Here is a 20,996-nt window from a genome sequence, read left to right as displayed (position 1 = left end):
AGATCGTCACGGAGGCGAAAGCACGAATTGGATCGAGCCATCATAAGCGGCGCTTATCGTGGTCCGCCGGCAACGGTGACGCGGCGTTTGCCAAGCGGCGCCTCGCGCACTAACTAGCGGCCAACTTCCCGCCACACAGGAATCCGGAGAAAGCGCCGCCATGGCTGCACAGTATAGTTTCGTCATGAAAGGCATGACCAAGTCGTTCCCGGGCGCGCCCAAGCCCATCCTCAACAACATCCATCTGCAATTCTATCCGGATGCGAAGATCGGCATCGTCGGCCCCAACGGCTCGGGCAAATCGACCTTGATGAAGATCATGGCCGGGCGCGACAAGGAATTCTCGGGCGAAGCCTGGCCCGGCGAAGGCATCCGGGTGGGTTATCTGGAGCAGGAGCCGCACCTCGACCCCGCCAAGACCGTCAAGGAGAATGTGATGGACGGCGTCCGCCCGGTGGCGGACCTTGTCGATCGCTTCAACGAGATCTCGACGCTGATGGCCGACCCGCCCGCCGATGCGGATTTCGATGCGCTGATGACCGAGATGGGCGAGCTTCAGGAGAAGATCGACGCGGTCGATGGCTGGACGCTCGACAACCAGCTCGAGATCGCGATGGACGCGCTCCGCTGTCCGCCGGGCGACAGCCCCGTCGACAATCTCTCGGGCGGCGAAAGGCGGCGCGTGGCGCTCTGCCGTCTGCTGCTGGAGAAGCCCGAAATCCTGCTGCTCGACGAACCGACCAACCATCTCGACGCGGAGAGCGTGCAGTGGCTGGAAAAGCATCTGGTCGATTATCCGGGCAACGTCATCCTCGTCACCCACGACCGCTATTTCCTGGACAATGTCGTCAACTGGATCCTGGAATTGGATCGCGGACGTTACTTCGTCTACGAAGGAAACTACTCCACCTATCTGGAAAAGAAGGCGAAACGCCTTGAGCAGGAGGAGCGCGAGGAGGCCGGCAAGCAGAAGGCGATCGCCGACGAGCTCGAATGGATCCGGCGCTCGCCCAAGGCGCGCCAGGCCAAGTCCAAGGCCCGTATCAGGGCGTTCGACGAGCTGGTCGAGGCGCAGGAGAATCGCACTCCGGGCAAGGCGCAGATCCTCATCCAGGTGCCGGAGCGCCTAGGCGGCAAGGTGATCGAGGCCAAAGGGCTGACCAAGGCCTATGGCGATAAGCTGCTGTTCGAGGATCTCACCTTCAGCCTCCCGCCGGGCGGCATCGTTGGGGTCATCGGTCCCAACGGCGCCGGCAAGACGACATTGTTCAAGCTCATCACAGGCCAGGAGCAGCCGGACTCCGGCTCGATCGAGGTCGGCGACACCGTGCATCTCGGCTATGTCGACCAGAGCCGCGACGCGCTCGACGCGAAGAAGAATGTCTGGGAGGAAGTCTCGGGCGGTCTCGATATCTTCAAACTCGGCAAGCATGAAGTGGCGACGCGGGCCTATGTCGGCGCCTTCAACTTCAAGGGCCCCGACCAGCAAAAGAAGGTCGGCCAGCTTTCGGGCGGCGAGCGCAACCGAGTCCATATGGCCAAGATGCTGAAGGAGGGCGGCAACGTCCTGCTCCTCGACGAGCCGACCAACGACCTCGACGTCGAGACGTTGCGCGCGCTGGAAGAGGCGCTGGAGAATTTCGCCGGCTGCGCCGTGGTCATCAGCCACGACCGCTTCTTTCTCGATCGCCTCGCCACCCACATCCTGGCGTTCGAGGGCGACAGTCATGTCGAGTGGTTCGAGGGCAATTTCGAGGCCTATGAGGAAGACAAGCGCCGCCGCCTCGGCGACGAGGCCGACCGCCCGCACCGCATGACCTACAAGAAGCTGACACGATAGGCGGGGGCGCCGCTCCGCCGAAACGGCGCGGCGCTTTCTTGACTGGTTCGGCCTTCCGGTGCACCGACTCCGGAAAGGCTCAAGATGAGGTGAGTATCGTGCTGTCCAAAGTCCCGGCCCTGCTGGCCGCCGCCGCCCTCGCGGTTCAGACCGTTCCGGCCGTCGCCCAGACGGAAAGCGCTCCCACCTCCGGCGTCCGGCTGCCGGGCCAGGGCGGGATGCGATCGGACATCTTCATCATGCTGGGCGCCATTGCCGCCGCGGCCCTGATCAACGTGGTCCTCATCGCGTCGGATAACGACGACGAGCAGCCCGTCAGCCCGTAACCCCGAGGCTAGCGCACGCGCTTGATGTAGACGGCGCCCCCTTCGCGCTTCTCGGTGACGAAGTTGGGCACCGCCTCGATCAGCTCCGACAGACGCGAATAGCCGTAATTGCGGGCGTCGAAGGAGGAGCGGTTGCCGGCCCGCTGGCCCACGGCGCGGAGGCTGGCGAATCCGCGCTCGTCCCGCTTCACCGCATTATAGGCGTCGACCAGCAATTCCAGCAGGTCCTCGTCGACCGCCTTGCGGGCTTCCTCGGGCCCGGCCCGGTCCGTCTCGACCAAGGCGCCGACGTCGATGAAGCGGGTGCAGGCCTGGCGGAAGGATTCAGGCGTCTTGGCGGTGCCGAAGCCATAGACGGGGAGGCCGTCCTGGCGGATGCGCATGGCGAGCGGCATGAAATCGCTGTCGCTCGACATGATCCCGAAGCCGTCGACATGGCCGCGATAGAGCAGGTCCATGGCGTCGATCGTCATCTTCATGTCGGTGGCGCTCTTGCCCTTGGTGACGTCGAACTGCTGCTGCGGCTCGATCGCGTGGCGGTGGACGATGCCGCCCCAGCCCTTGAGGCCGGCCTTCTGCCAGTTGCCATAGGCGCGGCGGATATTCACCGTACCGAGCTCGGCCAGCACCGTCAGCACCGGATCGAGCGAGTCGGGCGACGCATTGTCGGCGTCGATCAGCAAGGCGATGTTGGCGGTGGGCGCGGCGTCGCGACTCGGCATGGTGGTCTTCCTTCGCGCTTCAGGCCGGAGCGAAAGTGCCGGCCGCCTGGTCGAGCAGGTGTAGCTCGCCGGTGGCGATGGCGAACCAGGCACCGTGCAAGGTGAGGCGCCCCTTTGCCTCCCGCTCCCGGATGCAGGGGAAGGTGCGCAGGTTGGCGAGGCTCACCTTCACCGTTTCATGTTCCATGGCGCGAAGGATGGAGCGCTCGTCCTCCTCGCCATGTTCGGCGACGACTCGCTCGCGGGCCTCATCCAGCAAGTCGATCCAGTGGGCGATGAATCCGCCGGCGCCCGGCTCGCAGCCTTTGAACGATTGGGTGATCGCCGCGTGGCAGCCGCCGCAGCGGCCGTGGCCCATGACGACGATCTCCTCCACCTCGAGGATGGTGACGGCGAATTCCAGTGCGGCCGAGACGCCATGGCGCCCGCCGCCCAGCTCCAGGGGCGGCACGAGATTGGCGACGTTGCGCACGGCGAAGATCTCGCCGGGCGCGGTATCGAAGATTGTTGCGGGATCGGCGCGGCTGTCGGAGCAGGCGATCACCATCACCTTCGGGCTCTGCCCGTCGGCGAGCTCCGCCCAGCGCCCTCGCTCATGTTTCCAGCCCGTCTCCCGAAAGCGATGATAGCCGGTGAGAAGGGCTTCGGGAAAATGAGCCACGGGTCGTCTCCATGAAATGCAATCGACTGCCGCCTAAACGCAAGTGGGGAGGGGTGGCAAGTCACCCGAGACATCGCTATCTGGCCAGCATGACCGAAGCCCTCGCCCCGACACCGAGCCCGAAACAGCGCAAGCCCGACTGGATTCGCGTCAAGGCGCCGACCAGCGCCGGCTTCGCCGAAACCAAGAAATTGATGCGGCGGCTCAACCTCGCCACCGTGTGCGAGGAGGCGGCCTGTCCGAATATCGGTGAGTGCTGGACCAAGAAGCACGCGACGGTGATGATCCTCGGCGACACCTGCACGAGGGCCTGCGCCTTCTGCAACGTGAAGACCGGCATGCCGCGTCCGGTGGACCCGCTGGAGCCGGAGCATGTGGCGGTCGCCGCGGCAGAGCTGGGCCTCGAACATATCGTCGTCACCTCGGTGGACCGCGATGACCTTCCCGACGGCGGCGCCGGCCAGTTCGTGAAGGTCATCCAGGCGCTGCGCCGGAATACGCCGTCGACGACGATCGAAATTCTGACCCCCGACTTCCGCAACAAGGCGGACGCGGCCGTCGAGGCGATCATCGAAGCGGGCCCCGACGTCTACAACCACAACCTCGAGACGGTGCCGCGGCTCTATCCGACGATCCGGCCCGGCGCGCGCTATTATGCCTCGCTGCGCCTGCTGGAGGGCGTGAAGCGCCACGATCCGCGTATCTTCACCAAGTCCGGTGTCATGGTCGGACTCGGCGAGGAGCGGCTGGAGGTCCACCAGGTGATGGACGACATGCGCTCGGCCGACATCGATTTCCTCACCATGGGCCAGTATCTCCAGCCGACGCCGCGCCATGCCAAGGTGGCGGAGTTCGTCACCCCGCAGACGTTCAACGCCTATGCGGCGATCGCCCGGGCGAAGGGCTTCCTGCTGGTGGCGGCGAGCCCTCTCACCCGCTCCAGCTACCATGCCGGCGACGACTTCCAGAAGATGCGCGCGGCGCGTGAGGCGCGGCTGGCGAAAGCCTGACATGCCGAGGCACAGCGAGAAGCGGAACCTGCCCTACAGCCCGGAGGAAATGTTCGACCTCGTGGCCGATGTCGGCCGCTATCAGGAATTCCTTCCCTGGGTCGCGGCGACTCGGATCCGCTCGAACAGCGACACGCTCATGATCGCCGACCTCGTCGTCGGGTTCCGTTCGCTGAAGGAGACCTTCACCTCCCGCGTCGAGAAGCAGCGGCCGCGTCACATCACCGTCGATTACGTCGAGGGTCCGCTGAAATATCTGAAGAATGACTGGGAGTTCACCCCCGACGGCAAAGGCGGGACGGACATCGACTTTTGCGTCGACTTCGCCTTCAAGTCCCGCATCTTCGAGACGATCGCCGGCCAAATGTTCGACCGCGCCCTGCGGCGGATGATCGCCGCCTTCGAGGAGCGCGCGCACGCGCTTTACGGCGACGCGTCGTCCGCCACCGGCATGAGCAGGTCGAGGGCGCAGAGCGCGGCCTGAAGGCGCACGCCGCCACGGCCGAGATCGCCGAATTCCTTGAGATCCGCGACGATCTCTTTCGGATCGGCGCCGCGCCGGGCCCTGGCGAACACCACCGTCCCGACCGGCTTCCTGTCGCTGCCGCCCTGCGGCCCTGCGACGCCCGTGATCGCCACGGCGGTATCGGCGCTGGAATGCTCCAGCGCTCCCTGGGCCATCGCCCAGGCGACCGCGATGGACACGGCGCCGAACGTCTCGAGCACGTCGAGGCTGACGCTCAGCATGTCCATCTTAGCTTCGTCCGAATAGGTGACGAAGCCGGCCTGGAAGACGTCGGATGAGCCCGGAATCTCCGTCAGAGCTGCGGTCACCAGGCCGCCCGTGCAGCTTTCCGCGACGACGATCTTCTTGCCCTTGGCGCGATTGGCATCGATCACCGCGCGGGCGGCGTCTACGAGCTCGGCGGGCAGGACGAACTCTCGGGTGGCCAGCGGTGCGGCAGCGGGCTGATCGGCGGGGGGTGGAGTCATGCTTCCTCCGGAACTCTTACTGTGGCGACCGCCTGCGCTGCTATGCCTTCGCCGCGCCCGGTGAAGCCGAGCCGCTCGGTCGTCGTGGCCTTGATGCTAACCCTCGCGAGGGGCAGCCGCAACAAGTCCGCGACGGACCGCCGCATGGCGTCCCGATGCGGGCCGATCTTGGGCTGCTCGCAGATGACGGTGATGTCGACATGGTCGATACGGCCGCCGCGCCCGTCGATCAGCGCGCGGGCATGATCCAGGAAGCGGGACGAGGGGGCGCCGCGCCATTGCGGGTCGCTCGGCGGAAAATGCTGGCCGATATCGCCTTCGCCGATCGCGCCGAGCAGTGCGTCGGTGAGCGCATGGAGGACCACGTCGGCGTCGCTATGGCCGGAAAGGCCCTTGTCGTGCGGTATCAGCAATCCGCCCAGCCAGAGCTCCTCGCCTTCGTCGAAGCGATGGACGTCGAATCCGAGCCCCGTGCGGCTTATCAGGGTAGCGGAGAGGCGTTGCTCTGCACGCATGAAATCCTCTTCATAGGTCAGTTTTTCGAGGCTCCGACTGCCCGCTACCACGGCAATCTCAAATCCTGCCGCCCGCGCCACCTGGGCGTCGTCCGTGGCATCCGATGCTCCCTGCCATTGCCGATGCGCCTCGAGGATTGCGTCGAAGCGGAAGGCTTGCGGGGTCTGGACGCGCACGAGGCCCTCACGCGGCACAGCGGCCCCCAACATTTCCGTCCTCTCGGCGAGGCTGTCCACCACGGGAAGCACCGGCACCGCCCCATCGGCCGCGTCGAGGGCTTCGATCAGACGGTCGATCACCTCGGCCGGAAGAAACGGGCGCGCGGCATCGTGGATCAGCACGGCCCCGACATCGCCTCGCGCGGCGAGCGCTTCCAAGCCGTTTCGCACCGACTGCTGGCGGGTCGCGCCGCCGAGCACCGGAGAGGAGAGGGAACGGTCCCCCACCGTCTCGCGGAACAGCGCCTCCTGACCCTCGCCGATGACGACCTGGACCATGTCTATGCGTTCGTCGCCGAGACGATCGATCGCATGGGCGAGCAGGGACCTCCCGGCGACTCGGCGATATTGCTTCGGCAGCTCTCCGCCGACCCGGCTGCCGCTCCCCGCCGCCACGACCAGCGCGGCAATCTTGCCCTCCATGTTCATGGCCGCCCCCTAGCCCAGCGAAACCTTGCCGGCCAGCGCCTTAACCACTAAGGGCTTGGCCCCAATGTCCCGTCTTGCACCCATCTCGATCGGCCCCGTCCGCGTCGATGCGCCGGTCATCCTGGCGCCGATGACGGGCGTCACCGACCGGCCGTTCCGGCGGGTCGTCAAGCGCTACGGTGCGGGGCTGACGGTGACGGAGATGATCGCGAGCCAGGCCGCGATCCGCGAGACGCGCCAGTCGATCCAGAAGGCCGCCTGGGACCCGATCGAGGATCCGGTGTCGATGCAGCTTGTCGGCTGCACGCCGCGCGAAATGGGCGAGGCGGCCAAGCTCAACGAAGACCGCGGCGCCGCGATCATCGACATCAATATGGGCTGTCCGGTCCGCAAGGTTGTCAATGGCTGGGCCGGATCCGCATTGATGCGCGATGTAAAGCTCGCAGCTGAACTCATTGAAGCGACAGTGAAAGCGGTGTCCGTCCCGGTGACGCTCAAGATGCGGATGGGCTGGGACCATGACAGTCTCAACGCCCCGGAGCTCGCGCGGATCGCCGAGGATCTGGGCGTCAGGATGATCACCATCCACGGCCGCACCCGCTGCCAGCTCTACAAGGGTACGGCCGATTGGCGCTTCGTCCGCCAGGTGAAGGAAGCGGTGTCGGTGCCGGTCATCGTCAATGGCGACATCAACTCGATCGACGATGTCGAGACGGCGCTCGACCAGTCCGGCGCCGACGGCGTGATGATCGGGCGCGGCGCCTATGGCAAGCCGTGGCTGCTCGGCCAGGTCATGCGCTGGCTGAAGACCGGCGAGCGGCTGCCCGACCCGAGCATCGACGAGCAGTTCTGCGTCATCATGGAGCAGTATGAGGCGATGCTGGATCATTATGGTCCGGAGATCGGCGCCAACTGCGCGCGCAAGCATATCGGCTGGTACACCAAGGGCCTGCCGGGTTCGGCCGAGTTCCGCAACGCGTTCAACAAGGAGCCCGATCCCAAGCGGGCGACCGCGATGCTCCGCGACTTTTACGCGCCGTGGCTGACAAGGGCCGCCGCCTGAGCCGAATACCCCCTCCGGCGCGCCAAGCCGACGTTGAAACTGTGTTCTTTGGGTCACAATCTTGTGGTAGACACGCCACGTGAACGCTGAAGTGTCGATAGCTCCCGAAACTCGGCCGCGCTGGCGGCGGCATCTTTCCGTGGCGCTGCGCCGCAGCCGCTTCGTGCCGCTGATCGAGATCGCGACCGTTCTGGCGCTGATCGTCATGGCCGTGGCCAGCTACTTCATCGTCACCCGGCAGGGCTCGCCCCAGTCGTTGCTCACGCCGCCGATGGTGGCGATGCTTCTCGTCGCCAACCTCGTTCCGGCCACGGCGCTGATGGTGCTGGTGGCGCGTCGGGTGGCGATGGGCCGCGCCGCGCGATCCCAGGTGGGGGGCAGGGGGCGGCTCCACGTCCGCCTCGTCGCGCTGTTCTCGGTCATCGCCAGCGTGCCGACGCTTCTCGTCGTCATCTTCGCATCTCTGCTTTTCCAGAGCGGAACCGAATTCTGGTTCTCCGACCGCGCGCGAGGGATGCTCGAAAACGCCTATGCGATCGCGCAGGCCGGCTACGACAGCGAAATCGAGCGCGTCAGCAACGAGACCCGGACCATGGGCGGGGACCTCGCGCTGTTCCTCAGCGAACAGCCGATCGACAGCCCCGAATTCGCCGAATATTTCGTCGGCCAGGTCTTCTACCGCAATCTTTCCGAGGCGGTGCTGATGCGCGTGTCGGAGGAGAGCGGCGTCCAAACCCTCGCCCTCGTCAACCCTTATGAGCGTTCCCTCAACGAGGCGGTGAGGCCGGAGATTCTCCGGCAGCTCCGGCAGGGCGGAGATACGGTCGCTGTGAGGGGCGATGATCGCATCGGCGCCGTCACGCGCTTTCCGCTCGGGAACGACACCTATCTCTACGCCGCGCGGGTGTTCGATCCCAAGATGGTCGAGCAGCTCAATCGCAGCCGGGCGGTGCTGCAGGATTATGATGCGTTGTTCGAGCGTTCGCGCACGCTCCAGTTCCGATTCAATGCGGCGCTGCTGCTGGTTTCGCTGCTGATCGTCGCGCTTTCCATCTGGATCGCGCTCACGCTGGCCGATCGTCTGGTGCGGCCGGTTGGGCAGCTGGTGAACGCGGCGCGGCGAGTGACGGCAGGCGACCTTTCGGCCCGGGTCCCCAACTCCCGGGTGAACGACGAGGTCTCGACGCTCGGCAACGCCTTCAACCGCATGACCGAGCGGCTCGAGGCGCAGACCGGCGCGCTTGTCTCCGCCAACAGCCAGCTCGACAATCGCCGCGCCTTTATCGAGGCGGTGCTGTCGGGAGTCACCGCGGGCGTGATCTCGGTCGATAGCGAACGGCGGGTGAGCCTCATCAACAGCTCGGCCGAGGCACTCCTCAAGACGGGCAACGAGGGCGCGGTGGGTCAGAAGCTGGCCGACCTGGCGCCCGAGCTCGACAGGCAGCTCGACAGCGAAGAGCGCGAGGACATCATCCAATTCTCCTCCGGCGGCGAACCCCGCACCCTCGCCGTCAAGCGGGTGAAGGTGGAGGGCGGGCATGTGCTCACCTTCGACGACATCACCGAGCAGCTTCTCGACCAGCGGCGCGCGGCCTGGTCTGACGTGGCGCGCCGCATCGCGCATGAAATCAAGAATCCGCTGACGCCCATTCAGCTCGCCGCCGAGCGGCTGCAGCGGCGTTATGGCGGCGAAGTCACGTCGGACGCGTCGACCTTCGAGCGACTGACGGGGACGATCGTGCGCCAGGTCGGAGACCTGCGGCGCATGGTCGACGAATTCTCCTCGTTCGCGCGCATGCCCAAGCCGGTCTTCCGCGACGAAGCGATCGTCGACGTGGCGCGGCAGGCGTTGTTCCTGCACGAGGTGGCGCATCCCGACATCCGCTTCACGTTCGAGGCGCCCGAGCCGTCGCCGATACTCACTTGCGACCGCCGCCAGCTCGGCCAGGCGCTCACCAATATCGTCAAGAACGGCGTCGAGGCGATCCAGCAGAAACATGAGGAAGGCGGCAATGGCGGCACGGACTGCATCGCCATGACGATCCGCGAGGGAGACGGGCGCGTCTGCATCGATATCAGCGACACCGGCATCGGTCTTCCGGCCGACCGGGGGCGCCTCACCGAACCCTATATGACGACGCGGGCGAAGGGCACCGGGCTCGGTCTCGCCATCGTCAAGAAGATCGTCGAGGAGCATTTCGGTTCGATCGAGTTCGAGGACCGGGCGCAGGGCGGCACGCTGGTGCGACTGGTCTTCGATGCCGAGACGCTGGCTCGGCTAGGGGGAGGGGGCACTATCCACACGGAAGACACGGCAGTGAACGGTTGAGGACATGGCGTTAGACATTCTCGTCGTCGACGACGAACAGGACATCCGCGAACTCGTCTCGGGAGTGCTCGAGGACGAAGGCTATGAGACGCGTACCGCCGGCAACAGCACGGAGGCGCTGGCCGCTCTCGCCGACCGGCGACCCTCGCTGGTGCTGCTCGACGTCTGGCTGCAGGGTTCCAAGCTCGACGGGTTGCAGCTGCTCGACGAGATCAAGCGGCGCGACCCGACCCTGCCGGTGCTGATGATCTCCGGGCATGGCAATCTCGACACCGCCGTGGCCGCCATTCGCCAAGGTGCCGTCGACTTCATCGAAAAGCCGTTTGAGGCCGGGCATCTTCTCCACCTCGTCGAGCGCGCCACCGAGACCGAGCGGCTTCGCCGCGAAAACGAGACGCTCCGCGCGCAGATCGGCCAGGAGACGGAGCTCACAGGCTCGAGCGTCGCCATCAATTCGGTGCGCGCTACCCTGAAGCGTGTGGCGGGGACCGGGAGCCGGGTGCTGATCACCGGCCCCGCCGGCGTCGGCAAGGAAGTGGCGGCACGGCTGCTCCACAATTGGAGCCCGCGGGCCAACGCGCCCTTCATCGTCGTCAGCGCGGCGCGGATGACGCCCGAACGGGTGGAGGAGGAGCTGTTCGGCGTCGAGGAGGGCGGCGAGCTGGCCCGGCCCGGCCTTCTGGAGCAGGCCCATGGCGGCACCTTGTTCCTCGACGAGATCGCCGACATGCCGATGCCGGCCCAGGCCAAGATCCTCCGCGTCCTCACCGACCAGAGCTTCACCCGCGTCGGCGGGCAGCGCATGGTGAAGGTCGACATGCGGGTCGTCTCTTCGACGGCGCGCCAGCTTTCCGACGAGATCGCCGAGGGCCGCTTCCGGGAGGACCTCTTCTATCGGCTGAACGTCGTTCCCGTGCACCTGCCGGCGCTATCGGAACGGCGCGAGGACATACCCGAGCTCGTCGCCCATTTCGTCGCCCGCTATGCCGCCGAGCAGCGGTTGGCGACGCCGAGCCTTTCCGACGATGCCATCGCCGCGCTCCAGGCCTATGACTGGCCGGGCAACGTTCGCCAGCTGCGCAACGTCATCGAGCGCACCATCATCCTCGCCCCCGGTTCACGGGTCGGCTGCATCGAGATCGACATGCTGCCGCCCGAGATCCTGAACGAGCAGGCGTCGCTGGCGCCGGGCGAGGCGGTGAAGGCGATCATGGGCACGCCGCTCCGGGAAGCGCGCGAGACGTTCGAGCGCGAGTATCTGAGGGTCCAGATCCGCCGCTTCTCGGGGAATATCTCGAGAACGGCGAGCTTCATCGGCATGGAGCGCTCGGCACTGCACCGCAAATTGAAGGCGCTCGGCATCGGCGACAGGGGCGAGGGCGGCGAATAGCGCCGATGGCGGGATTCTCGCGGCCATGCTATTGAAGAGCAGAGCCGCACCTCTAACTAGGGGTGCTGCGGCCATGCGTGCGGCTTGCATGCCAATAAGGAGAGCGGGCGATGGCCGAAAAGGTCAACAACCTCCAGGACATGTTTCTGAACAGCCTCAGGCGGTCCAAGACGCCGGTCACCATGTTCCTGGTCAAGGGCGTGAAGCTCCAGGGCATCATCACCTGGTTCGATAACTTCTCGGTGTTGCTCCGCCGCGACGGGCAGGCGCAGCTCATCTACAAGCATGCCATCTCGACGATCATGCCGTCGCACCCGATCGACCTCGCGGACATCGAGCGCGCCTTTGCCGAGCAGATGGAGAAGAAGAAGCCGACGCTCCTCCAGGAAGTCTTTTTGGGCGCCGTCCGCCGCTCGGGCGAGCCGGTTACCATGTTCCTGGTGAACGGCGTCATGCTCCAAGGCGAGATCGCGGCCTTCGACCTGTTCTGCATGCTGCTCCAGCGCGAGGGCCAGTCGCAGCTCGTCTACAAACATGCCATCTCGACCGTGCAACCGGAGAACCCCGTGAGCTTTGTAGAGGCTGACGAGGAGGAGACCGGCGCCTGAGCGTTTTCGATCGCGATACTGACGACCTAGCCCGCGGCGCACGCGCCGTCATCGCGCTTCCCCAGCTGGGGAGCGACGGTGGCGGGCGCGACACCGACGCGCGCCTGGAGGAGGCCGCCGGCCTTGCCGAGGCCATCGGGGTCGTCGTCGCCGAGAAGCTCGCCTTCAAGGTGCGCGCGCCCAAGCCCGGCACCCTGTTCGGGTCCGGCCAGGTGCAGGCCATCGCCGACGCCGCCGAGCAGGCCGAGGCGGAGCTGATCATCGTCGACGCGGCGGTGACGCCGATCCAGCAGAAGAATCTGGAAGGCGCGACCAAGGCCAAGGTGATCGACCGCACCGGCCTCATCCTCGAGATCTTCGGCGAGCGTGCCGCCACGGCCGAGGGACGGCTCCAGGTCGAGCTCGCCCATCTCGACTATCAGGCGGGCCGCCTGGTCCGGTCCTGGACCCATCTCGAGCGCCAGCGCGGCGGCTTCGGCTTCCTCGGCGGACCCGGTGAAACCCAGATCGAAGCCGATAGGCGCATGATCCGCGACCGCATGGCCAAAATCCGGAAGGATCTGGACCAGGTGACCCGCACCCGCGCGCTCCACCGGGCGCGGCGGCAGAAGGCGCCGTGGCCGGTGATCGCGCTGGTCGGCTACACCAATGCCGGCAAATCGACCCTGTTCAACCGGCTGACTCGCGCCGACGTCATGGCCGAAAACCTGCTGTTCGCCACGCTCGATCCGACCATGCGCGAGGTGGCGATGCCGGGGATCGAAAAGGCCATCCTCTCGGATACGGTCGGCTTCATCTCCGACCTGCCAACCCAGCTCGTCGCCGCTTTCCGGGCCACGCTCGAGGAGGTCGTCTCGGCCGACCTCATCATCCACGTCCGTGACATTTCCCATCCAGACACGGAAGCGCAGCGGGTCGATGTCGAGCGGGTGCTGGAGGAGATCGGTGCGGCAGGAGAGGGGAGTGCGCCCCTGATCGAAGCCTGGAACAAGATCGATGCCCTTGCCGAGGAGGAGGCTGAGCGCGTGCGCGCGGAGGCAGCACGGAAGGAGGACGTCGTCACCCTTTCGGCGCTCAGCGGGGAAGGGGTGGACGCCCTCGTCCGCTGCGCCGCCGACCGTCTGCGCGAGGGAACCCACGTCCATAGCGTCACCCTTCCCGTATCGGCGGGCAACGCCATTGCCTGGCTTCACGCCAATGGCGAAGTGCTCAAGCAGCGTGCGGAAGGACTTGAGACGGAGTTAGAAGTGCGGATTTCCGATGCCGCCTGGGCACGCTTCCGCGCGCAACATCGGGCGCTGCTGTAGAGCCTGCCATCATTGCGAGGAGCATGGCGACGAAGCCATCCAGTCTGCGCAGGGCTGGATTGCTTCGCTTCGTTCGCAATGACGCAGTTTGATCAAAGCGCGCGCTTCGCCGTCTGCCAGAGCGCTTCGAGCCCATCGATATCCATGTCGGACAAGGGCTTGTCCGATATCTCTTCCACTTTCCGGAAGCGCGTTTCGAAGCGGTTCGCGGCCTCGCGCAAGGCGGTCTCGGGATCGACGCCGAGATGCCGGGCATAATTGACCACGGAAAATAGAAGGTCGCCCACCTCCGCCGCGCGTTCTTCGTCTGAGGTCGCGGCGTCGATCTCCGCCAGCTCCTCGATGATCTTCGCGCGCGGGCCGCTGGCATCCGGCCAGTCGAAGCCGACGCGGGCGGCGCGCTTCTGAAGCTTGTCGGCGCGCTTCAGCGCCGGCAACGCCTGGGCGACATGGGCGAGCGCGCTCTTGTCCTCGTGCCGGCCGCGTTCCTCGGCCTTCAAGGCTTCCCAGCCGGGGCTTTCCGCCTGATCGCCGAAGATGTGCGGGTGGCGGCGGATCATCTTGGCGGTGATCGACGCCATGACGTCATCGATGTCGAAGGCGCCGAGTTCCTCGGCGATGCGGGCGTGATAGACGACCTGGAGCTGGAGATCCCCAAGCTCGTCCTTGAGGTCCGCCATGTCGCTACGGCGGATCGCATCGGCGACTTCATAGGCTTCCTCGATCGTATAGGGAGCGATCGTCTCGAACGTCTGGACGCGGTCCCATTCGCATCCGGTCTCCGGGTCGCGAAGCCGGCGCATGACGGCGACGAGATCGTCGAGGGAGGCGTGTGGGGCCCCTTCAGTCTGGGTCATCTTTAAGTCCGATAATATACATTATGTAAAATACAGATAGAGCCAAGGAGATGGGCTTTCGCTCCCCCGGCTCATGGCCGCAAGATCAGCCAGCCGTCCTCGACGCCCCAGCCGGAAAGCGACGAGAGGAAATTCATGCCGAGGACATTGGTGTCGCCGAAGCCGTCCGAGATGTGGACGGCCAGACCTTCGCGGACGATCGAGCCTACCTGGATCCGATCGGCGCGGCCGCGCTGAACGGCGACGGTGCCGTTGGCGGTCTGGACGATGGCGGGAAAGCCGCCGCTGGGCTCGATGCCGGCTCGCCGCGCGGTCGCCGTGGACAGGCTCGTGGTGGTGGCGCCGCTGTCGACCAGGAAGCGGACCGTCTCGCCATTGAGTTCGGCGTCGACCCAGAAATGGCCGTCCATGGCCTGGCGGACACGCAGCGTCTCGCCTTGCTGCACCGGCGTCGCCGGCCCCTGCGCCGACTGCATGAGGCGGTCGCCTAAAGCGGCGAAGTCGCTCCGCAGCGCGAAGACGACGAAGATGGCCAGGAAGATGAGGACCCATGCGAGGCCCATCTTGAGACCCTGTCGGATCGGGATGCGCCGCACCATGAGGGCGCTGCCGACAAGTACCAGCACACCCAGAAGATAAATGAAATTAGCGGCTTGATCTCCGTCGTTCACAATTCCGCCTCGAGCCCGTCATAGCCCGGCTCCACACCCTGCGGGAGTTCCGCCATCAGCTCGGCATAGTCCATGCTGTTGTCCATATGCGTCAATATGGCGCGGCCCGGCTGAACCGCATCGATCCAGTCGAGCGCCTGCTGGAGATGCGGGTGGGTCGGGTGCGGATGGCGGCGGAGTGCATCGACGATCCACACGTCGACGCCTTTGAACAGCGTGGCCATGTCGCCGGTTAAGACATTGAAGTCCGTAGAATATCCAATCGACCTCCCGCCGGCGTCGAAGCGGAGTCCTGCCGATGAGATCGACCCGTGCGGCTGGTCCACGACCCGCACTTGTATGGCGCCGATCGCTAACGCGTCCGGAAGCAGCGCAGCATCGACGACCGAGGGATAACCATCATTGCCTTCAAGCGCATAGCCGAAGCGGTTTTCGAGCGTCGCCAGCGTATCGGCGCGGGCATAGCCGGGAATGGGCGCGCCTCGCGCATGGAAGACCTGCCGCAGATCGTCGATGCCGTGACAATGATCGGCATGATCGTGGGTCCAGATCACCGCATCGAGATCGGCGACGTCGGCGTCGAGCAGTTGTTCGCGCAGATCCGGGCTCGTGTCGACGAGGATGCGCGTTTCCGCCCGCTCGATCAGAATAGAGACGCGTCGGCGGCGGTTCTTCGGTTCCCTGGGGTCGCAGCGGCCCCAATCATTGCCGATCCTGGGAACGCCTGAGGAAGTGCCGCAGCCGAGGATTCGGAGCTTCACGCCGCCGCCTTGGCGAACAGCGTGCGGAAATTGGCGCTGGTAGCGGCCGACAACTGCTCGATGGTTTCTCCGCGCAGGTCCGCCAGAAAGCGAGCCGTGTCGGCGACATAGGCCGGCTCACACGGCTTTCCCCGGTGCGGGACAGGCGCGAGAAAGGGCGAGTCCGTCTCGATCAGCAGCTTGTCGAGCGGCAGCCCCTTCGCCGTTTCCTGGAGATCCTTGGCGTTCTTGAAGGTCACGATGCCCGAGATGGAAATATAGAGCTCCAGATCCAGCGCCTTGCGGGCGAAGTCTGCGCTGGCGGTGAAGCAGTGGATGACGCCGGTGAAGGCCCCCTTCCCCATCTCGTCGGCGAGGATGGCGTGGGTGTCTTCCTCGGCGTCGCGGGTATGGACGATGAGGGGAAGGCCGCTTTCCCGCGCAGCAGCGATATGGGCGCGGAAGCTCTCGCGCTGCCGGTCGCGGTCGGAATGGTCGTAGTAGAAGTCGAGGCCGCTCTCGCCGATGCCGACGACCCGCGGATGCCGGGCGCGCTCGACCAGCGTCGCGGTCTCGATGTCGGGATGAACATCCGCCTCGTGGGGGTGGATGCCTACCGAGGCCCAGACGTCCCCTTCCCGCTCGGCCAGGCCGATCACCTCGTCCCATTCGGACGCACGGGTGGAGATGTTGAGCATCGTCTCGACGCCCGCCGCCCGCGCGCGCTCCAGCACACCCTGCTGGTCCTCGACCAGGCCTTTGTAGTTCAGGTGGCAGTGGCTATCGATGAACATCGCTCAGCTTCCATAGAGGATCAGCCGTCCGCCGGCATCTCCAGCCGGGGGAATATGGGCCTGGGCGTCTCCAGCTTGAAGCCGGAACCGGCCAGCCGCTCGTAGCTGCCGCCGTCCTCCAGCGCCGCATAGTCCCGCTCCGCTTCCGGCACGCCCATCTGATCGAGCAAATTGTCGGCCGAGTCAGGGATGACCGGCCGGATCGCGATGGCGAGATCCCGGATCGCGCGGTAGAGCGTCGCCAGCACGGCCGTCATCCGCTCCGGATCGGTCTTGCGGAGCGTCCAGGGCGCCTGGGCATCGATATATTGATTGCAGGCGAAGACGGCCTTCAGCCATCCTTCGATGCCTTGGCTCAGTTCCAGCGCTTCGAAATGGGCGGGCATGTCACGGCTCACCACTTCCCTTACTTGGGCGAGCAACGCCGCGTCGGCAGCATCGCTCTTTCCATCGAGCGGTAACACACCATCGCAATTCTTTGCAATGAAAGACAAAGTTCTCTGCGCGAGATTGCCGAAGCTGTTCGCGAGATCGGCATTGACTCGGTTGACGATCGCCTCGGCGCTGTAGCTGCCATCCTGGCCGAAGGTTATCTCGCGTAGCAGGAAATAGCGGAGTTGGTCGACGCCGAAGGCTTCCACGAGATCGAGCGGATCGACGACGTTGCCGACCGACTTCGACATCTTCTCGCCGCGGTGGAGGAGGAATCCATGGCCGAACACCTGTTTGGGCAGGGGCAGACCCGCCGACATCAGAAAGGCGGGCCAGTAGACGGCGTGGAAGCGGACGATGTCCTTGCCGATGACGTGGATATCGGCGGGCCAGAAACGCTTGAAGGCTTCTGTGTGCTCGGGATAGCCGAGGCCGGTCAGATAATTGGTGAGGGCGTCCACCCAGACATACATCACATGCCGCTCGTCGCCGGGGACCTTGACCCCCCAATCGAAGCTGGTGCGCGAAATGGAGAGGTCCGACAGTCCGCCTTCGACGAAGCGCATCACTTCGTTGCGGCGCGTCTCCGGGCGGATGAAGCCCGGATTGTCGCGATAATGGCGGAGCAGCGGCTCCTGATATTTGGAGAGGCGGAAGAACCAGCTCTCCTCGACCGTCCATTCGACGAGCGTTCCCTGGGGGGAAAGCTTTTCGCCGGTCTCCGCGGTGACCAGCTCCTTCTCGTCATAATAGGCTTCGTCGCGGACCGAGTACCAGCCTTCGTAGCGGCCGAGATAAACGTCGCCCGCGTCGACCATCGCCTGCCACAGGGCCTGGCTGGCGCGGTGATGGTCGGGCTCGGTGGTGCGGATGAAGCGGTCGCAGGAGATGTTGAGACGCTCGTCCATCGCCTTGAAATAGGACGTCATCTCTTCGGCAAGCGCCGCCGGCGTGACGCCCTTCTCCCGCGCCGTCTGGGCCATCTTCAGGCCATGCTCGTCGGTGCCGGTCATGAAGAAGACGTCGCGCCCACGCTGGCGCTGGAAGCGGGCAACGACGTCGGTCGCGATCGCCTCATAGGCATGGCCGATGTGCGGGCGTCCGTTGGGATAGTTGATGGCGGTGGTGATATAGAAGGGCTGGGTCATCGCCCCGGCTCTGGCGCATTATGGGGCCGCCGTTCAAGCCCCCTTCCCGTCATCCCGGCGAAAGCCGGGCCCAAGAACACCGGTGAAATCAGGTGAAGCGATGATTTGATCGCCTATGCTGCTCGTAGCGCGTTCCTGGATCCCGGCTTTTGCCCGGATGACGGTCAGAGCCGGGCTTTTTCGGGTGCAAGCGCCGCGAGCATTCCGGCCAGCTCGAAGACGACGCTCTGGGGATCGAGCGAGAGGCGCGTCGCGCTGCCGGCGAGGGCAGACGCCCTTTCCCACAGTCGGAGCGCCTCGGCGAGCGCCGCGCCCCGCCGCAACTTCGCCGATTCTGCGATGAGCGACGGGGCGCGGGCGAGAAACGCCTCATAGCGGGGCTGGGCCGCCTTCAGCGAAAGGCTGTGGGCGAGCGCGCTCCGCCGGGCGTTGGTGGGATCGCCCTGGGCGGCGATCTCGCGCATGGCCTTGTCGAGCGCGCCGATGTCGAGGCCGCGATAGGCGATGGCGCGCCCCGGTGAACCCTCCCCGATTTCGCGCAGGGCGGCGATCTCCGCGGCGTCGGCGTCCGGAAGCGCCGCCTGCAAGGCTGACGTCATGGCGGCATCGTCAAGCGCGTTGAGACGCAGCTGACGGCAACGCGAGCGGATCGTCGGCAGCAGCCGTTCCGGGGCATGGCTGACCAGCAGGAAAAGGCTGTTGGGTGGCGGCTCCTCGAGATTCTTGAGCAGGGCGTTGGCGCCGCCGCGTTCGAGATCGTCGACCGAATCGATGATGACCGCCCGCCAGGGCGAGAGCGAAGGCGTGGTGGAGAAGAGACGCTGCAGCCCCCTTACCTGATCGATGGTGATGCTGCGGGCCAATCCGTCGCCGCTCGCCTTGGCCAGCCGCTCCAGGCGCATCAGGTCCGGATGGCTTCCGGCCTCGACCAGCTTGGCGATCGGATGCTCGTCCGGCACGTCCAGTCCCGGCGCGCTGACCGGCGGCCCCGCCCCCTCCGCCAGCACCCTCAGCGCCGCCTTTTCCGCGAACAGGGCCTTGCCGACGCCGACAGGGCCGGTGATCAGCCAGGCATGGTGCAGCCGCCCGCTGGCCATTCCGTCGCGAAAGGCCGCCACGGCGGCGTCATGGCCGAACAGCGGGGTCACAGAAGGTCGGCGAGCGCCGCCAAGATGCGCTCGGTGACGTCGCCGGCCGGGCCGCTCGCGTCCACGGGGCGGAAACGTTCCGGCTCCTGGGCGGCGAGCGCTTCGAAGGCCGCCGCGACCCTTGCGTGATAGGAGGCATCCCGACCGCCGATGCGGTCGCCGGCGCCGCCGTCGCGGGTCGAGGCGCGCGCGGCGGCGGATTCGGCAGGGAGGCGAAGGAGCAATGTCCGGTCCGGCAGCAGCCCGCCGCTGCCGATGGCGTGAAGCTGGCGGATCGCCGCCTCCCCTACTCCGCCGGCGCCGCCCTGATAGGCGAGCGAGCTGTCGAGGAAACGATCGGTCAGCACCCAGGCTCCGCGAGCGAGCGCTGGCCGGATGGTGCGGGCGACATGGTCGGCGCGCGCAGCGGCGAAGAGCAGAGTCTCGGTCTCGGCCGTCCAGCGCTCCGCCTCCCCCTCCAGCAGCAGCTTGCGGATCGCCTCTGCGCCCGGACTGCCGCCCGGCTCGCGCGTCTCCACAACTTCATGGCCGCGGGCGCGCAGCGCTTCGGCCAGCCGCTTGATCTGGGTCGACTTGCCGACCCCCTCCCCGCCTTCGAGGCTTATGAACCGTCCGGCCACCTCAGCCGATAATGTGGCTGAAGCCGGCCATGATCCGGTCGAAGAAGCCCGCCTCGCCCACCTCTTCCGCAGCGACTAGCGGCATCGTCTGCGGCTCGGTGTCGCCGGTGGTGACGACGAGGTTGGCGATATGCTGGCCGGCCTTGATCGGCGCCTTGACGGGGCCGTCATAGACCACCTTGACGCTGATGTTGCTCTTGGGCGTCGCGGCCGGGATCGTTACCGCGATGTCGCGGGGCGCGACGAGGCCCACCACATTCTTGTCGCCGAGTTGCACCTTCGCCTCGGCAATCTTTTCGCCCTTGGCGAGGAGCGGCTGGGCCTGCCAGGCGCGGAAGCCCCAGTTCATGAACTTGGTGCTCTCGTCGATGCGCTGGCCACTGCTGTCGAGACCCGCGACGACCATGATGAGACGCCGGCCGTTCTGCACGGCCGAGCCGGTGAAGCCATAGCCCGCGGCCTCGGTGTGACCGGTCTTGAGGCCATCCGCCCCCGCGACCTTGCCGAGCAGCGGATTGCGGTTGGGCTGGGTGATGGGTTTGCCGCTCATCGTCTCGCCCCAGGTGAAGGATGCCTGGTCGTAGAACTCCTTGTAGAGCTTCGGCGTCTCCTCGACCGACGCCTGGGCGAGTATAGCGAGGTCGCGCGCGGTCGTGTAGGTCACGCCCTCGTCCGGCCAGCCGTTGGAATTGCCGAAATTGCTGTTCTTCATGCCGAGCCGCTTGGCTTCGGCGTTCATCCGCGCCGCGAAGGCGGGCTCGGTGCCGGCGATGCATTCGGCAAGGACGACGCTGGCGTCGTTGCCCGACACGGTGACGATGCCGTGAAGGAGATTGCGGACGCTGACCTCCTGACCGGGCGACAGGAACATGGTGGAGCCGGCCTGGGGCCCATGCCATTGACGCCAGGTTTCCGGCCGGACCGTGCACATCTTGTCCAGCGAAAGCTCGCCTTCGCTGATGAGCCGGAAGGCGAGATGCGTCGTCATCATCTTGGCCATCGAAGCGGGCGGGATGCGCTGATCGGGATTCTTGGCGTAGAGGATGGCGCCCGAGGACAGGTCCTTCATGAAGGCGACCGGGGCGGCGGTCTCGAACGGCGGCGCGGCGGCGATGGCCGGCAAGGTAAGAGCAGTCGCGAAAAATCCGAAAAGCAGCGCCTTAGGCTTCATGTT

21 protein-coding genes are annotated in these 20,996 nt (G+C 66.0%); 9 read left to right on the top strand and 12 right to left on the bottom strand.

Annotated features, from left to right (window positions below; translation table 11 throughout):
- Positions 1-160 precede the first annotated feature (160 nt).
- Together ettA and DF286_RS13980 are read left to right on the top strand one after the other, a co-directional pair.
- Complete coding sequence (gene ettA, locus DF286_RS13985) at positions 161-1,840, top strand: energy-dependent translational throttle protein EttA (protein WP_109272300.1); 1,680 nt, start codon at positions 161-163, stop codon at positions 1,838-1,840.
- A gap of 98 nt (positions 1,841-1,938) precedes the next feature.
- A complete protein-coding gene (locus DF286_RS13980; protein ID WP_109272299.1) occupies positions 1,939-2,166 on the top strand; it encodes a hypothetical protein in 228 nt (75 codons plus the stop codon).
- A gap of 8 nt (positions 2,167-2,174) precedes the next feature.
- Here DF286_RS13980 and DF286_RS13975 read toward each other — a convergent pair whose 3' ends face one another.
- Positions 2,175-2,888, bottom strand: a complete 714-nt coding sequence (locus tag DF286_RS13975; protein ID WP_109272298.1) for an NYN domain-containing protein — start codon at positions 2,886-2,888, stop codon at positions 2,175-2,177.
- 19 nt (positions 2,889-2,907) lie between these two features.
- Positions 2,908-3,549 (bottom strand): carbonic anhydrase, encoded by a 642-nt coding sequence (locus DF286_RS13970; protein ID WP_109272297.1) that lies wholly within the window; start codon positions 3,547-3,549, stop codon positions 2,908-2,910.
- An 89-nt stretch (positions 3,550-3,638) separates the two neighbouring features.
- Between DF286_RS13970 and lipA the strand changes: the two genes are divergently transcribed.
- Entirely contained in the window at positions 3,639-4,559 is a 921-nt protein-coding gene (lipA, locus tag DF286_RS13965; RefSeq protein WP_109272296.1) for a lipoyl synthase, read from the top strand.
- Position 4,560: 1 nt separating this feature from the next.
- A complete protein-coding gene (locus tag DF286_RS13960; RefSeq protein ID WP_109272295.1) occupies positions 4,561-5,043 on the top strand; it encodes a type II toxin-antitoxin system RatA family toxin in 483 nt (160 codons plus the stop codon).
- Here the strand turns inward: DF286_RS13960 and DF286_RS13955 are convergent.
- Both DF286_RS13955 and DF286_RS13950 read right to left on the bottom strand, forming a co-directional pair.
- A complete protein-coding gene (locus tag DF286_RS13955) occupies positions 4,983-5,552 on the bottom strand; it encodes a CinA family protein (RefSeq protein ID WP_109272294.1) in 570 nt (189 codons plus the stop codon). The genes DF286_RS13960 and DF286_RS13955 overlap by 61 nt on opposite strands.
- Complete coding sequence (locus DF286_RS13950) at positions 5,549-6,709, bottom strand: bifunctional 2-C-methyl-D-erythritol 4-phosphate cytidylyltransferase/2-C-methyl-D-erythritol 2,4-cyclodiphosphate synthase (RefSeq protein WP_109272293.1); 1,161 nt, start codon at positions 6,707-6,709, stop codon at positions 5,549-5,551. Before DF286_RS13950 ends, DF286_RS13955 begins: the two co-directional genes overlap by 4 nt.
- A gap of 70 nt (positions 6,710-6,779) precedes the next feature.
- On the opposite strand from DF286_RS13950, the gene dusB reads away from it, so the two are divergent.
- The 5 genes from dusB to hflX all read left to right on the top strand — a co-directional run bounded on the left by dusB (position 6,780) and on the right by hflX (position 13,412).
- A complete protein-coding gene (gene dusB, locus DF286_RS13945; protein WP_109272292.1) occupies positions 6,780-7,778 on the top strand; it encodes a tRNA dihydrouridine synthase DusB in 999 nt (332 codons plus the stop codon).
- Between the two features lie 91 nt (positions 7,779-7,869).
- A complete protein-coding gene (locus DF286_RS13940; protein ID WP_243444892.1) occupies positions 7,870-10,107 on the top strand; it encodes a sensor histidine kinase in 2,238 nt (745 codons plus the stop codon).
- A gap of 4 nt (positions 10,108-10,111) precedes the next feature.
- Positions 10,112-11,497, top strand: a complete 1,386-nt coding sequence (gene ntrX / locus DF286_RS13935) for a nitrogen assimilation response regulator NtrX (RefSeq protein WP_109272291.1) — start codon at positions 10,112-10,114, stop codon at positions 11,495-11,497.
- Positions 11,498-11,607: 110 nt separating this feature from the next.
- Positions 11,608-12,105, top strand: coding sequence for an RNA chaperone Hfq (hfq, locus tag DF286_RS13930; protein ID WP_109272290.1), 498 nt, complete (start codon positions 11,608-11,610; stop codon positions 12,103-12,105).
- Positions 12,102-13,412, top strand: a complete 1,311-nt coding sequence (gene hflX, locus DF286_RS13925) for a GTPase HflX (RefSeq protein ID WP_109272289.1) — start codon at positions 12,102-12,104, stop codon at positions 13,410-13,412. The genes hfq and hflX overlap by 4 nt, the downstream gene beginning before the upstream one ends.
- Before the next feature lie 92 nt (positions 13,413-13,504).
- On the opposite strand, the gene mazG is transcribed toward hflX, so the two are convergent.
- The 8 genes from mazG to DF286_RS13885 form a co-directional block, all read right to left on the bottom strand.
- Positions 13,505-14,269, bottom strand: coding sequence for a nucleoside triphosphate pyrophosphohydrolase (gene mazG, locus DF286_RS13920; RefSeq protein WP_109272288.1), 765 nt, complete (start codon positions 14,267-14,269; stop codon positions 13,505-13,507).
- A gap of 71 nt (positions 14,270-14,340) precedes the next feature.
- Positions 14,341-14,940: a retropepsin-like aspartic protease family protein gene (locus DF286_RS13915; protein ID WP_243444891.1), complete on the bottom strand. Its 600-nt coding sequence runs from the start codon at positions 14,938-14,940 to the stop codon at positions 14,341-14,343.
- Positions 14,937-15,701 (bottom strand): MBL fold metallo-hydrolase, encoded by a 765-nt coding sequence (locus DF286_RS13910; RefSeq protein ID WP_109272287.1) that lies wholly within the window; start codon positions 15,699-15,701, stop codon positions 14,937-14,939. The genes DF286_RS13915 and DF286_RS13910 overlap by 4 nt, the downstream gene beginning before the upstream one ends.
- Positions 15,698-16,474, bottom strand: coding sequence for a TatD family hydrolase (locus DF286_RS13905; RefSeq protein ID WP_109272286.1), 777 nt, complete (start codon positions 16,472-16,474; stop codon positions 15,698-15,700). The genes DF286_RS13910 and DF286_RS13905 overlap by 4 nt, the downstream gene beginning before the upstream one ends.
- A 20-nt stretch (positions 16,475-16,494) precedes the next feature.
- Positions 16,495-18,054, bottom strand: a complete 1,560-nt coding sequence (gene metG, locus DF286_RS13900) for a methionine--tRNA ligase (protein WP_109272285.1) — start codon at positions 18,052-18,054, stop codon at positions 16,495-16,497.
- A gap of 164 nt (positions 18,055-18,218) precedes the next feature.
- Complete coding sequence (locus DF286_RS13895; RefSeq protein WP_109272284.1) at positions 18,219-19,202, bottom strand: DNA polymerase III subunit delta'; 984 nt, start codon at positions 19,200-19,202, stop codon at positions 18,219-18,221.
- On the bottom strand, positions 19,199-19,822 hold the full coding sequence (gene tmk, locus DF286_RS13890) for a dTMP kinase (protein WP_109272283.1): 624 nt from the start codon (positions 19,820-19,822) through the stop codon (positions 19,199-19,201). The genes DF286_RS13895 and tmk overlap by 4 nt, the downstream gene beginning before the upstream one ends.
- Position 19,823: 1 nt before the next feature.
- Positions 19,824-20,993 carry a D-alanyl-D-alanine carboxypeptidase family protein gene (locus DF286_RS13885; protein WP_109272282.1) on the bottom strand — a complete coding sequence of 390 codons (1,170 nt, stop codon included), beginning with the start codon at positions 20,991-20,993 and terminating at the stop codon, positions 19,824-19,826.
- Positions 20,994-20,996: the final 3 nt, after the last annotated feature.

This window comes from Sphingosinicella humi, from assembly GCF_003129465.1.
In the GTDB taxonomy this organism is placed as follows: Bacteria; Pseudomonadota; Alphaproteobacteria; order Sphingomonadales; family Sphingomonadaceae; genus Allosphingosinicella; species Allosphingosinicella humi.
The sequence above is the reverse complement of the archived record's forward strand: the minus strand, read 5'-3'. Positions and strand labels throughout refer to the sequence as shown.

Excerpts from the sequence above, each read along its gene's own strand:
- ettA (WP_109272300.1), top strand. The coding sequence starts at position 161 with ATGGCTGCACAGTATAGTTTCGTCATGAAAGGCATGACCAAGTCGTTC.
- DF286_RS13975 (WP_109272298.1), bottom strand. The coding sequence starts at position 2,888 with ATGCCGAGTCGCGACGCCGCGCCCACCGCCAACATCGCCTTGCTGATC.
- lipA (WP_109272296.1), top strand. The coding sequence starts at position 3,639 with ATGACCGAAGCCCTCGCCCCGACACCGAGCCCGAAACAGCGCAAGCCC.
- DF286_RS13960 (WP_109272295.1), top strand. The coding sequence starts at position 4,561 with ATGCCGAGGCACAGCGAGAAGCGGAACCTGCCCTACAGCCCGGAGGAA.
- DF286_RS13955 (WP_109272294.1), bottom strand. The coding sequence starts at position 5,552 with ATGACTCCACCCCCCGCCGATCAGCCCGCTGCCGCACCGCTGGCCACC.
- DF286_RS13950 (WP_109272293.1), bottom strand. The coding sequence starts at position 6,709 with ATGGAGGGCAAGATTGCCGCGCTGGTCGTGGCGGCGGGGAGCGGCAGC.
- dusB (WP_109272292.1), top strand. The coding sequence starts at position 6,780 with ATGTCCCGTCTTGCACCCATCTCGATCGGCCCCGTCCGCGTCGATGCG.
- ntrX (WP_109272291.1), top strand. The coding sequence starts at position 10,112 with ATGGCGTTAGACATTCTCGTCGTCGACGACGAACAGGACATCCGCGAA.
- hfq (WP_109272290.1), top strand. The coding sequence starts at position 11,608 with ATGGCCGAAAAGGTCAACAACCTCCAGGACATGTTTCTGAACAGCCTC.
- mazG (WP_109272288.1), bottom strand. The coding sequence starts at position 14,269 with ATGACCCAGACTGAAGGGGCCCCACACGCCTCCCTCGACGATCTCGTC.
- DF286_RS13905 (WP_109272286.1), bottom strand. The coding sequence starts at position 16,474 with ATGTTCATCGATAGCCACTGCCACCTGAACTACAAAGGCCTGGTCGAG.
- metG (WP_109272285.1), bottom strand. The coding sequence starts at position 18,054 with ATGACCCAGCCCTTCTATATCACCACCGCCATCAACTATCCCAACGGA.
- DF286_RS13885 (WP_109272282.1), bottom strand. The coding sequence starts at position 20,993 with ATGAAGCCTAAGGCGCTGCTTTTCGGATTTTTCGCGACTGCTCTTACC.